Genomic DNA, 13,641 nt, shown 5'->3' with positions numbered 1-13,641 from the left:
TGCTATGACTGTGAAAGCGAAAACCCACGCATCCCGTAGCGCGCTCAGCGCGCTCACGGTGAGCCTCGCCGCGCTGTTATCAGCGTGCAGCGTCGGACCGGATTTTGAACGTCCGGCCCTGCCGGCGGTGAGCAGCTATGCCCGTTTGGATGCCACCGTGCGTCAAGAGCCGGCTCCTGATGCGGGGCCGGCGTTCTGGCGCGGATTTAACGACCCGGAGCTCACCAAACTGGTCGAGCTGGCGCTACGGCAGAACCACGATGTGCAGCTGGCGCTGGCCAATTATCAGCAGGCCAATGCCCTGCTGGGCAGCGCAAAGTACGACTTGTTGCCGACACTCGACGCCAACGCGCAGGCGAGTAATGTGCGCAGCAGTGCCAGTCAGCAGCCCGGTGTCGCGGCCGCCGATCGTGATACTCACCAATATCAGGGCAGAGTCGGCTTTAGCTGGGAGCTGGATCTGTTTGGCCGCGTGCGGCGCTCGGTGGAGGCGCAGCGCGCCGACACCCGTGCCAGTGCCGAGGATATCGCTGCCATGCAGGTGGCGGTGGTGGAGGAGCTAGCCCAGACCTACTTCCAGCTACGAGGCTGGCAGGAGCAACTGGGTATCGCCCGTGACAACGCGGCCAACCAGGTGCAAACCGTGTCGCTGTTGCAATTGCGGCAAGAGGCGGGCATGGCCAGCACGTTTGATGTGGATAGAAGCCGTGCCCAGCTCGAAACCACCCGCGCCAGCATCCCGCCGCTGGAGGCGCAAGTTGCTCTGGCCACTCACCGCATTGGCGTGCTGACCGGTAATGTGCCCGAAGCATTAATTAGCGAGCTGGAGGCGCCGGCAGCGCTGGCGCAGTTGCCTGCCAATGTGCCCATGCAGGCGCCTGGCGAGCTGCTGCGCCGCCGTCCGGATGTGGCTGCGGCCGAGCAGCGCCTGGCCGCGTCGACGGCGCGTATCGGTGTGGCCACTGCCGATCTCTTCCCCCGCTTTACCTTGGGGGGCTTGATTGGTACTCAGGCATTGGATGCTGGCGCCCTGTTTGCACGGGACAGCGAGACCCGGTCACTGACGCTCGGCGTGGATGGTTCATTTTTGAATGTGGGCCGCGTTCGCGCCCGCATCGCCGCCAGCAATGCCCAGGCTGCCGGGGATCTGGCCAGCTATGAGAAGACCGTTCTTACCGCGTTGGAAGAGACCGAGAATGCACTGGTTCAGGTGTCACGCAGTGAGCAGCAGCGCCAGCATCTGGAGCAGGCAGCTGCCGCCAGCGTGCGTGCCGCCGAGGCGGCCAAGGTGCGCTTCAGTCAGGGCGCCATCGATCTGCTGGAGTTGTTGGATGCCGAAAACGTGCGTCTGCAAAATCAGGATGCGCTGGCACAAAGTCGGGTCGGATATACCCTGGCGGTGGTATCGCTCTATCGCGCCATGGCGGGCGGTTGGCCGGAATACGTGGCCGACGGGGCATCCAACAAAACCTGAGCAATGGGGCCTTGTGTTCGCCGATGACATGGCGCTCTTCACACCGCATGAATGTGAATGACAGCATGGTGTGATGTCAGATATTTTCTTGCTAAAAAGCGGCATTGGCCAACCAATGCCGCCAAGCTGTATCCACGACCTGACAAGGTCACACAGTCTTCTTTGATTGAGTGCACGACACAATGATCGATCGTTTTCGTATTTCCAAACAGTGGATGCTGCGCATCGCTGAGCTGGGCCTCTCGTTGGAAATGATGCAGCGCAAAGCCGGACTGCCGGAGCTGTTTTTTCAGCAAGAGAAAATCTATGCCTCCACAGCAGAGTTGTTTTCTCTATGGAAGGCGGTCACAGAGCATTGCGGCGATGTGGCATTTGGTCTGAAGCTGGGTGCAGATATGCGACTCGAGCGCAATCATCCGATGGCGATTGCGGCGGTGTGCAGCAGTTGTTTACGCGATGCACTGCAGCGCCTAGCCCGTTACAAACGGGTCGTGTGTCCGGAAGAGATCCGTGTCGACGTCAACGACGATGAGGTGATCATCGACTCCCATTATCTGGCAACCAGTGAGCCACCGCCCCATATTATGACGGATATCGGCTTCTCTTGGATGACCGCCATGGCCAGACACAGCTCGGACGGACATATCCGTCCGTTGCGTATCGAATTGACGCGTGGCCCCGAGCATCGTGAGTTGTTGGAGGGGCACTTCGGCTGCCCGATCACCTTTAAGGCGTCGCGCAATGCGCTGGTGTTTCGCACCAGCGATCTGGATTTTCCCTTTTATACCCACAATGAAGAGCTGCTGGCCGTGATCGCCCCGCAGCTGGATGCCGAGTTGCAGGATCACGATCAAAACGCCAGGGTCGGATACACGGTGAAACAGGTGCTGAAACGCACCCTCGCCGGTCGGCGCCCGACGCTGCAATCGTTGGCCAAAGAGCTGGCGATGAGCTCGCGAACCCTGCAACGCCGTTTGACCGATGAGGGCATCACGTTTCAGCAACTGGTGGAGGAGACCCGCCGCGAGCTGGCCCGCTCCTATTTGCAGCACAGCACGATTGAGCTTAACGAAACGGCGTATCTGCTTGGCTATGAAGATACCAACTCGTTTTATCGGGCGTTCAACGGCTGGGAGGGGATGTCTCCCGGTGAGTGGCGTGAGTTGCAGCACAAAGTCGCCAGCGGTGCGGTAGTGCATGGTTCTGGAGGAAGGCGATGCAGTTGAGGCTTAAAGCGAACCGGCGTTTTAGTCCAGGTAATGGTTAGACACTCGTATCGCGGCTTAGCGGCCGAATGAGTCGCTTTGGCCGCGCAGCTATTCAGAAATCCCTAACAAGATCATCATATTCACAGCGGCCATTGGTTTCTACGTCTTTGACGAGCTTTCTCTGTATTGAAAAATTTTCATCCCCAAGACCCCATTTCGCGTTTTCGTTGTGAACAACGCAAAATCCATGATCAAGGTTTTTTTCTCGAGATCTTGATAATGAGATCAAACTCACAGAATCACTGTTTTCCTCATCCTTTCACGGAGTGGAAGCAATCATCCACAGGCCCAAACTTAACCGCATTGAAAATGCAACAGGTACGTCCATCCTGGGGGTTAAGTGCTACCTATATCACCCCCCATGGATGGCTTCCCGTGGTAGAATCCCCGTCATTTCGTCTGTCTCAGACCGCTAGGCGGTCCCACGGGGTTTCCATGACAACCAATATTTCCTCCCTTGCCAATCTTATCTGGTCGGTGGCTGACCTCCTGCGAGGTGATTTCAAGCAGTCCCAGTACGGCCGCATCATTCTGCCGTTCACCGTCCTGCGTCGTCTGGAGTGCGTGCTGGCCCCGACCCGTGACAAGGTGCTGGCCAGCGCCGAGAGCACCAAGGCCATGCCCGAGCTGGCCCGCCATAAGCTGCTGCTCAATGCCGCCGGGCAGAGCTTCTACAACACCGCCAAGCTCACCCTCGACAACCTGGGCGAGAAGCAGATTGGTGACAACCTGGATGCCTATGTGCGGGGCTTTTCCCGTGAGGCATTCGAGGTGTTCGAGCACTTCAATTTCGCTGCCAGCATCGATCTGCTGGAAGATGCCGACCTGCTCTACAAAGTGGTTCGCAACTTCGCCAACGTCGATCTCTCCCCCGAGACCGTAGACAACTACCACATGGGTCTGGTGTTTGAGGAGCTGATCCGCAAGTTTGCCGAGAGCTCCAACGAGACCGCTGGTGAGCACTTCACCCCCCGTGACATCGTGCGGCTGACTACCTCTCTGGTGTTTGCTGCCGATGACGAGGCCCTGACGACGGCAGGAGTGGTGCGGACCATCTATGATCCCACCGCGGGCACCGGTGGTTTTCTCTCCTGCGGCATGGAGTACCTGCACGAGCTCAACCCCGCCGCCCGGCTGGCCACCTTTGGTCAGGAGCTCAACCCCGAGTCGTTTGCCATCTGTAAGGCCGACATGCTGATCAAGGGGCAGGACATCAGCAACATCAAGCTCGGCAACACCCTCTCTGACGACCAGTTGCCGCTGGAGAAGTTCGATTACTGCCTCTCCAACCCGCCATTCGGGGTGGACTGGAAGAAGGTCGAGAAGCAAGTGCGGGATGAACACCTGCAAAAGGGCTACAGTGGCCGCTTCGGGGCGGGTCTGCCCCGTGTCTCTGACGGCTCGCTGTTGTTCCTGCAACATCTGATCGCCAAGATGAAGCCGGAAGGTTCCCGGATCGGCATCATTCTCAACGGCTCTCCGCTCTTTACCGGTGGGGCAGGCAGCGGCGAGAGCGAGATCCGCCGCTATATCCTCGAGCACGACCTGCTCGATACCCTGGTGGCCCTGCCCACCGACATGTTCTACAACACCGGCATCGCCACCTATATCTGGGTGCTGTCGAACCACAAACCGGCGGAGCGTAAGGGCAAGGTGCTGCTGATCAACGCCAGTGACCTGCACAGCCCGATGCGTAAGTCGTTGGGGAGCAAGCGTAAACAACTGAGCGATGAGGCCATTGAGCAAATCGTCCGCCTCGCCAGCCGTTTCGAGGCGAGCCCGATCGCCAAGATCTTCCCCACCACTGCCTTTGGCTATCGTCGTCTGACCATCGAACGGCCGCTGAAACTGGCATTCTACCCGCAGGATGCCGAGCGCCTCGCCAACCTCACTGCCGATAAGGGGTGGACTAAGCTCGATGGCACTTTGCAATCCGCCATCATGACTGCCTTGGGCCAGTTCGCTGAGGTCAAGTTGCTCTCTCGCGACAAATTCAAAAAGCAGCTGACCAAGTTGCTGGGTGAGGTCAAGCTGCCTGCCCCGGCCTTTAAACTGCTGGTGAACCATCTGGCTGAGCAGGATGACGCCGCCGACGTGTGTAAAAGCAAAGGCGAGCCGGAAGCCAACTCGGATCTGCGGGATAACGAAAACGTGCCGTTCGGGGAAGACATTCATGAGTATCTCAAGCGTGAGGTGTTGCCCCATGTACCGGATGCCTGGATTGACTTGAGTAAGACCGACCCGCTCGATGGTCAGGTAGGCATCGTGGGATACGAGATCCCCTTTAACCGCCACTTCTACCAGTATCAGCCTCCCCGCGAGCTGGCAGCTATTGATGCCGATCTCGATGCGGTCGCCAAGGAGATCATGCAACTGCTGGCACAGGTGCATTCATGATGCCAATGCATACTGGCTATTCAGGAATCGCCGACGGGGTTGGACGCAATAGCACGCAATATGACGCAAAGAGATTGACTATCGGACGTCCGATACCTAATATTGCGGGTAACACACCCGCCATGCCTCTCTACGATGCACACTCTGGCGGGTTTTTTATGCTCGAAATCCACTGCGTTGCAATGAACGGAGGATTTCAGTGAACAGCTACCTTAAACCCCCTCTGTCGCTGGATGAACAGCTGGCCCTGCTTGCCGAACGTGGCCTCTTGATTGATGACGATGCCAGGGCTCGTCATTATCTCGCCAATATCAGTTACTTTCGTCTCAGCGCCTACACCCGGCCTTTTTACATTCCGGATCAAGATGAGCACCACTTTATTGATGGCACTCGTTTTGAGCAGGTGCTTGAGCTCTATGTGTTTGACAGGGAGTTACGCCTATTGCTGCTCGATGCCATTGAGCGGTTGGAGGTCGCACTGCGAGCCCGGTTAACAGAGGTGCTGGCAACCCATTACAAGGATCCATTCTGTTACCTGGATCCTGCACTGTTTGACAGCCGTTATGATCACGGTTGGTTGCTGGCGGAGCTACGGAAGAAAGCCCAGGGCCATAAGATGGAGCATTTTATGGCGCACTATCGGCAACGATATCCAGACGCATCTGAAGAGCCACCGGTCTGGATGGCGATGGAACTGTTGACCTTTGCTCAAATCTCCAGCTTTTTTGCCAATTTGAGATCACCCGAGGTGCAAAAAGAGATTGCCGGCCACTTTGGCTGGCCCCATGTCGTGTTGACGTCCTGGTTTCGCTCGCTCTCAGATTTGCGTAACTGGAGTGCTCACCATAGCCGTGTCTGGAATCGTGAGCTCGGTACGGCCCCCTTATGGCCGAAAAAGGGCTCCGAACGACTGGCCATCGTATCAGAGCGGTTGCCGGTCAACGCCAGACAACAGCTCAATGCTCGCAAACGTCTCTATTTCTTGCTGGTGATCATCGAGAGCCTGTTGACGCGTGTCAGCCCGGACAGTGCCTGGTCATCCCGCTTGGTCACACTGCTAGCCAAATATCCCCATATATCCCTGGCCCATATGGGGATGCCAGTGAGCTGGCAGCAAGATCCCTTCTGGCAACAGGCCCAACAACAAGGAGAGCAGAAATGATAGCTGCCGAACCGAAAACCACAGGTCAATATCAACCCTATCCGGAATATAAAGATTCGGGGGTGGAGTGGCTTCAACTATGTCCGTCATCATGGGAAACCAAGGCTCTGAAATACATCGTTAGCTGTAATGATGAAGTGCTTAGTGAATCAACTGACCCTGACATGGAGTTTGGTTACATTGATATCGGCGGTGTTTCGTCTAGTGAAGGTATTACAAGAACGGAAAACATGAGGTTTTCTGGAGCACCTTCACGGGCTAGGAGAGTTGTCAGACAAGGCGATATTATCGTATCAACCGTTCGAACATATCTTGAAGCCATTGCACCAATATCATTGGAATTCGATGGGAAGATCGCTTCCACAGGTTTTGCTGTGTTAAGGCCAAAATGTCTGTTGAGCGGTTTTGCGCAATATGCATTGCGGGCTAGACATTTTATTGATTCCGTTGTTGCTCGTTCAACAGGTGTTAGTTATCCAGCTATAAATTCCTCTGAGCTTATAGATATAAAAATCGCGGTTCCTTCATGGGAGGAGCAGCAGACTATCGCCGCCTTCCTCGACTACGAAACAGCTCGGATAGACCGGCTGATTACCCAGCAGCAGCGGCTGATCGAACTGCTCAAAGAGAAACGGCAGGCGGTGATCTCCCACGCCGTGACCAAGGGTCTCAATCCCAATGCCCCCATGAAAGACTCCTGCGTCGAGTGGCTTGGTCAAGTTCCGGAACATTGGGTTACGCATGCATTGAAGTATGCTGCTTCAAGTTTCAAAAAGAGCTTTACGGATGGTGATTGGATTGAAACTCCATATATATCTGACGAAGGTGTTCGACTGTTACAAACAGGAAATATAGGTATCGGTCATTTTAAAGAACAAGGGTTTAGATATATTTCAGAGCATAGTTTTAAAACGCTTAAGTGTACAGAGGTTAAGCCTAATGATGTACTCATTTGTCGTTTAGATGGGCCAGTCGGTAGATCTTGTCTCGCTCCACACTTAGATGTAAAGATGATTACATCTGTGGACAACGCAATTTTAAAACCTTCTGATGATTTTGATGCAGAGTTTTTAGTTTATTTAACGAATTCTGTAGGGTGGTTAGAGTGGATACAAGATATATGTAGGGTCGGTGGTGGATTCCGTCTCAGAATTAGTCGAACTATGTTAGGGGAACAAATAATACCTGTTCCTCCAATTGATGAGCAAAAAGCAATTGCAAAAGAGCTTAACTTGCTTAGTGAATATACGGACCTTTGTATTCAAAAATGCACGGAAGCAATTGCTCTGCTTGTAGAACGTCGTAGCGCCCTTATCTCTGCCGCCGTGACCGGCAAGATTGATCTGCGGGGATGGACGCCACCCGCCGACGAGGTTGCCGCATGAGCGATATCAAATTGTTCCGTTATGGTCAGCACGAGGTGAGCGAACTGGAAGGCAAGGCTGCCATGGTGGAAAAGCCCGTAGGTTCGATTAGCGAAGCGTAATCGAACGATCGCGTCATCGGACATTCGCGTCATCAGACCTTCTCGTTTTCTCGCACAGGAGTGAATGGTATGACTCTGCCTACCCTCACCGCACAGTTAGCCACCCTCGCTGCCGCTCACCCCGAGGTGATGGTGTTGTGGCTCTATGGTTCCCACGCCAAGGGGAACGCTGGGCCCCATAGCGATTGGGATCTGGCGGTAGCCTTCGACCCCGTCAAATTGGTTGACTCTCTGGATAACCGGTTGCGGCCCGAGTTGCTGGCCCTCGACTGGCAGCGAGCCTTGGGGCTGGCCGAGGGGCAGTTGTCGGTGGTCGATATCAATCAGGCCCCCATTCCGCTTGCCTTTGCCATTGTTGATGCCAATCGGATACTGTTTTGCCGCGACCAGGGTCGCCGTCTGCGTGAAGAAGCCCGTATCATGTCGCAGATGGAAATCAATTTCCGTTCCCCCACTCATTCTTCATACCAGGAGTGACGTTTCTCATGGCCGATAACGCCTATATCACCGCCCTTCGCCTGAGTCTTGGCCGCTATCAGGCCGAACTGCTGGAAATCCGAACCCTGCTCGCCGAGCGGGCCCTCTCCAATCTGGAATATCGGGCCGCCGAACGCACCCTGCAAGTGTCCATCGAAGCCTGTATCGGAGTAGCGAAACATTGGGCCAAGGCACTGGCAGGCCACAGTCCGCAGGATGCCTATCAGGCATTCGAGATCCTGGCCCAGCGAGGGGCCCAGCCTGCCGAGGGGTTAAGCGGCTGGCGCAAGATCATCGGACTGCGTAATGCCCTGGTGCACGATTACCTCAATATCGACCCCGAGATCATCCGTAGTGTGATTGGCCAAGGTTATAGCGACCAGCTCTTTACCTTTGCCGAACAGGGGCTGGTGTGGCTTTCTTTGCAACTTTCCTTGCAAAAAGAGCCGCAGCAAGGTGACCAGCCATGAGCCTGGACCTCAGTTTGGAAAATAGGGCACGGGAAAAAGCCTTCCAGGACCATATCATCGAGCAACTGGCCGCATCAGGTTGGTTGGTCGGTGAGTCGGCACACTATGACAAAGAGCGAGCTCTCTACCCCGAAGATTTGATCGCCTATGTGCAGGAGAGCCAGCCAGAGGGGTGGCAGAAATACTGCAAGACCTACGGTGAGGAGCCGGAGCGTCATCTGCTCAACGCCGTGGCTCGATCCCTTGAGAGCGATGAGCGAGGTACTTTGTGGTTACTCCGTCATCAAGTAGAGGACCGAGGACACCGGCTGGCAGTGGCCACCTTCAAGCCCGACCATGACCTTAACCCAGAGCTGGTTGAGCGGTATGCCAAGAACCGACTGCGGGTGGTACCAGAGCTGGTTTACAGCCCTCACGGCTATGATGGGCGACTCGATCTCACTCTGTTTCTCAACGGCATCCCGGTGGCGACCTTAGAGCTCAAGTCTTGCTTCAAACAGAGCTTGGAGAACGCCAAGCAGCAGTACCGCGTTGACCGGCCACTGCTAACGGCGGGCAAGCGTGAGCCGTTGCTGGCCTTTCGCCGTGGGGCCTTGGTGCACTTTGCCGTCAATCAGTTCGAGGTGGCGATGACCACCCGGCTGGCCGGAGCAGATACCTTCTTCTTGCCGTTCAACCGGGGCACCGCCAAGGGCGGGGCAGGGAACGATCAGCCTGAGACAGGGTTCGCCAGCGAGTACCTGTGGCAGGAGATTTTCTCCCCTAAGACCTTCCTCAATATTCTGGGTCGCTATCTGCATCTGCAAGTCACCTTTGATGAGGACGCACTGGGCCGCCGCAAGAAGAAAGAGACGATGATTTTCCCCCGCTATCACCAGTGGAAGGTGGTTGAGACGCTGCTTAGCGCCCTGAGCCAAGAAGGGAGCGGCCAGAAGTACCTTATTCAGCACTCGGCGGGCTCGGGCAAGTCGAACTCTATTGCCTGGTTGACCCATCAGCTCGCATCGCTGCGGCGTGACACCGATGCCGGAGAGAGTGAGAAGCTATTCAATTCCGTCATCGTCGTTACCGACCGTACCGTGCTCGATAGCCAGTTGCAGGAGACCATCGCTCAGTTCGATCATGCATCCGGGGTGATCTCCCGCATCAATCGGGAAGAGGGGGATGGCAGCAAATCGGCTCAGTTGGCCGAGGCGTTAACCTCGGGCACGCCGATCATTATCGTCACCATTCAAACCTTCCCCCATGTGCTCAAGGCCATTCAAGAGAGTACCAGCCTGAAGGCCAGCCGCTTTGCGGTGGTGGCCGACGAGGCTCATTCCAGCCAGACCGGCAAGACTGCCCGTCAGTTGCGTGAGGTGTTGATGGCCGAACAGCTGAATGATGAGGAAGAGCTCTCGGCCGAGGATGTGATGAACCTGACCTTGGCTGCCCGTGGCGGCAGTCAGAACATCAGCTACTTCGCCTTCACTGCTACCCCGAAGGCCAAGACGCTGGAGCTGTTCGGTCGCCCGCCCAAGCCCCATCTGCCCATTTCGGATGAGAACAAACCCGAGCCATTCCACGTTTACACCATGCGCCAGGCGATCGAGGAGGGGTTCATCCTTGACGTGTTGCGGAACTACACCAACTACCAGTTGGCGTTCAAGCTGGCGATGGATAGCGAAGCGGCTGATGCAGAAGTGGACAGCAAGAAGGCCAAGCGCAAGCTATCCCAGTGGGTGCGGCTGCACCCGCACAACATTGGCCAGAAAGTGCAGGTGATTGTCGAGCACTTCCGCCAGCATGTTGGCAAGCTCTTGGGTGGACAAGCCAAGGCGATGGTGGTAACCAGCAGCCGTATGGAGGCGGTCCGCTATAAGCTGGCGTTCGATAAATACGTCAAGGACCAGGGTTATCAAGCCATTCGGGCCATGGTGGCCTTCTCGGGTGACATCGAGGACGAGGGGCAGACGTGGAACGAGCGGAACATGAACCCGGAGCTGAAGGGTCGGGACATGCGTAAGGCGTTCGATACTGCTGACTATCAGGTGATGCTGGTGGCCAACAAGTTCCAGACTGGGTTCGATCAGCCCAAGCTGTGTGCCATGTATGTGGACAAACGCTTAACCGGGGTGGACTGCATCCAGACCCTCTCGCGGCTCAATCGCACCTATCCGGGCAAGGAGAGTACCTATGTACTCGACTTCGTGAACGACCCGCAGGATGTACTGGAAGAGTTCCAGAAGTATTACGAAACCGCCCGGCTTGACTCGGTATCGGACCCCAACCTGATCTATGACCTGTTCCACAAGCTCAAGGGGGAGGGGATCTTCACCTGGCCCGAGGTGGTGGCGTTTACCGATGCCTATTTCGACCCCAAACGGGGGGCCGATGCCTTCTTGCGGCACGCCGTTCCGGCCAGAGATCGCTTCGCCAAGCGTTACCGGCTGGCCATCGATGCTATTCGGGAGTGTCGGACCCAGCTCAAATGGCTGATGGAACAGGGCGGTTCAGGTAGCGATCAGGTCAATGCCGAACGTCGCCTGAAGGAGGCCGGGGAAGCACGTTCGGTGCTGGAGCTGTTCAAGAAGAACCTCAACGGCTATGTGCGGTTTTATGAGTTTGTCTCCCAGATCACCCCCTTCGACGATTACGACATGGAGCGGCTGTGTGTCTTTGCACGCCACCTGCTGCCTCTGCTGCGGGAAGAGGTGCTGGATGAAGAGCAAGTAGACCTTTCCTCGGTGATGCTGAGCCACTACCACCTCAAGGCCAAGCGGACCCAGGATCTGCAACTTAAAGAGAATGCTGCCGGTTATGGGCTGGAGGGAATCGCCTCCCTCGGCAGCGCCAAGCCGAAAGAGGAAAAGAAGGATTTCCTCTCCGAGCTGCTGGCTCGGATGAACGATCTGTTTGGCCTGGAAGTGACTGATGGGGACAAGCTCGACTGGGTGCAGGGGATGGTGACCAAGCTGAGTGAAAACGGTCCCCTGATGGAACAGGTCCGCAATAACCCACGGGAATCGATTCTGCATGGCGATTTCCCTAATGCAGTGGATGAAGCCGTCATCGGACGCATGGAAACCCAGCAGGGCATGTCGCTGACGTACCTCTCTCACCCCGATAAGGCCAGGGCATTGCAGAATATGCTGCTGGACTTGTTGCTCGAGGGGCTGGCTGGTCATCAGTCATTACGGACACAGAGTCCGTCTGTCTGATGACACTCGCTGGAGCAGCATGTCAGGGTTGACGTGCTCCTTCAGCCTTTACAGGCAAGGACAACGAGACCGGACAAAGGAAGTGGGAACCTGTACGGGAAAGCGATCTGGGGCAGACCGAGTAGGTCTGCCGATCTGCTGAAATTTTGGCATTTTTAAGAACTTTTTCTACGAGATTTCATACAGGGGAAGTTCTATAAATAGCTGAAATTTAAACAGATTAACTGCTTGGTTTGGGCGTTTTTCCTTTGCTGGCGGGTAAAGTAGAGAAATCAAACACGGCAGATGTGATTTGGTTTTGTGGTCTTGCATATCGGCACAAGGGAGCGTGGATTCATTTGTATTCAATATGCCAGAAACTATGTCTTGGCATCACATTTCTTCTAACCCAAAGTAGATACTCGACATATCGCCTTGATAGCTTAGTCATCCCGACATGTAGATTTGCCTTGGACTGCCTGCCAGCTTATCGAGTCGAGATTTACTAATCATATTGAGCATCATGGAGAGTTGTATGCGTTATGTTGCGTTTGCTGTTGGATTAGCACTTTTTGGTTCGGTTGCGCATGCCGCCACCCAGTACACAGGGGATAAGGTCCAAGGCGTACCTGTGATTTCAGCACTCGATGTTGCTGATCTGGCTACAGGCCAGCACCGCTTTATGTTTGAGGGCGTTGAGACCGGGACCGGCCAACGTTGGTACGTGCCGATCATGGTGGCCAAAGGGGCTGCCGATGGTAAAAAAGTATTGCTACAGGCTGGAGTTCATGGTGACGAGCTCAATGGTGTTCGGATCGTACAAAAGGCGATGGCACAACTTGATCCGGCCAAGATGAAAGGGACTGTCATTGGCGTTATTGGCCCCAACCGTTCCGGTCTAGAGCGTGTGTCGCGTACGTGGGCAATTTCGACCGACGGCGGTGATGTGATCGATTACAACCGGATCCATCCAGGTAAAGAGACCGGTAATGCTCCTGAGCGTCAGGCATGGCTGATGTGGAACAAGGTCTACAAAGGAAATGTCGATTTGGCTATCGACTATCACACCCAGTCTACAGGGACAGCATACCCACTCTTCATCTATGCCGACTATCGTAATGCGGATGTGAAGACCATTGCGGAGCTGTTCCCTGCCGACCAAATCAAAAAGGATCCCGGTGAAGCAGGGTCGATGGAAACTACGTTTGTTGAGAATGGCATTCCGGCTATAACCGCAGAAGTAGGCGAGCCACGGGTGTATCAGCAGGATATGATCGATCGAGGCTTGCAGGGGGCTCTAAACGTATTGAGCCACTACAAGGTGATAGACGGAAAGCTTGGGGCCACCGCCGAGAGCCACAAGACATACATAGGTAATGAAATGAGCTCGATTCGGGCAACGACTGGTGGCTTTGCAGACGTTCTCGTCAAGTTGGGTGACGATGTGAAGAAGGGCCAGAAGGTTGCTGTGCAGCGTAATGCTTTTGGGGATGTAGTGGCCGAATATACAGCAAGTATGGACGGTAAGGTGCTTGCAGTCGGCACTGATGTGGTACGTGAACCCCGGGCGTTACTGGTTCGGATACTGGGGCAAAACCCCGCTGACACTTGCAAAAATGGTTGCTAACATTTTCCAGCGGAGCGGTTATTCAAGACCGACAGGAGCGGAGCAAACGGTTTTGACAACCGCTGCACGAGCCATCCGCTTGTCTCCTTACTGATCCCCTC

9 protein-coding genes are annotated in these 13,641 nt (G+C 55.4%); all 9 read left to right on the top strand.

What is annotated here, in order from left to right; genetic code table 11:
• Positions 1-4 precede the first annotated feature (4 nt).
• The 9 genes from NMD14_11680 (at position 5) to NMD14_11640 (ending at position 13,540) form a co-directional block, all read left to right on the top strand.
• Positions 5-1,474, top strand: a complete 1,470-nt coding sequence (locus NMD14_11680) for an efflux transporter outer membrane subunit (GenBank protein XEI31452.1) — start codon at positions 5-7, stop codon at positions 1,472-1,474.
• 182 nt (positions 1,475-1,656) lie between these two features.
• Positions 1,657-2,700, top strand: coding sequence for an AraC family transcriptional regulator (locus NMD14_11675; protein XEI31451.1), 1,044 nt, complete (start codon positions 1,657-1,659; stop codon positions 2,698-2,700).
• Positions 2,701-3,177: 477 nt separating this feature from the next.
• Positions 3,178-5,139: a type I restriction-modification system subunit M gene (locus tag NMD14_11670; protein ID XEI31450.1), complete on the top strand. Its 1,962-nt coding sequence runs from the start codon at positions 3,178-3,180 to the stop codon at positions 5,137-5,139.
• Between the two features lie 268 nt (positions 5,140-5,407).
• Positions 5,408-6,301, top strand: a complete 894-nt coding sequence (locus tag NMD14_11665; GenBank protein XEI31449.1) for an Abi family protein — start codon at positions 5,408-5,410, stop codon at positions 6,299-6,301.
• On the top strand, positions 6,298-7,686 hold the full coding sequence (locus NMD14_11660) for a restriction endonuclease subunit S (protein ID XEI31448.1): 1,389 nt from the start codon (positions 6,298-6,300) through the stop codon (positions 7,684-7,686). Before NMD14_11665 ends, NMD14_11660 begins: the two co-directional genes overlap by 4 nt.
• A gap of 170 nt (positions 7,687-7,856) precedes the next feature.
• Positions 7,857-8,264: a nucleotidyltransferase domain-containing protein gene (locus NMD14_11655; protein XEI31447.1), complete on the top strand. Its 408-nt coding sequence runs from the start codon at positions 7,857-7,859 to the stop codon at positions 8,262-8,264.
• Between the two features lie 8 nt (positions 8,265-8,272).
• Positions 8,273-8,734, top strand: coding sequence for a DUF86 domain-containing protein (locus tag NMD14_11650; protein ID XEI31446.1), 462 nt, complete (start codon positions 8,273-8,275; stop codon positions 8,732-8,734).
• Positions 8,731-11,934 carry a DEAD/DEAH box helicase family protein gene (locus NMD14_11645; protein ID XEI31445.1) on the top strand — a complete coding sequence of 1,068 codons (3,204 nt, stop codon included), beginning with the start codon at positions 8,731-8,733 and terminating at the stop codon, positions 11,932-11,934. Before NMD14_11650 ends, NMD14_11645 begins: the two co-directional genes overlap by 4 nt.
• Positions 11,935-12,448: 514 nt before the next feature.
• Positions 12,449-13,540, top strand: coding sequence for a succinylglutamate desuccinylase/aspartoacylase family protein (locus tag NMD14_11640; protein ID XEI31444.1), 1,092 nt, complete (start codon positions 12,449-12,451; stop codon positions 13,538-13,540).
• Positions 13,541-13,641 lie beyond the last annotated feature (101 nt).

The organism is Aeromonas veronii (assembly GCA_041319085.1).
Lineage (GTDB): Bacteria > Pseudomonadota > Gammaproteobacteria > Enterobacterales > Aeromonadaceae > Aeromonas > Aeromonas veronii_F.
This window is presented reverse-complemented; position numbering and strand designations above follow the sequence as displayed.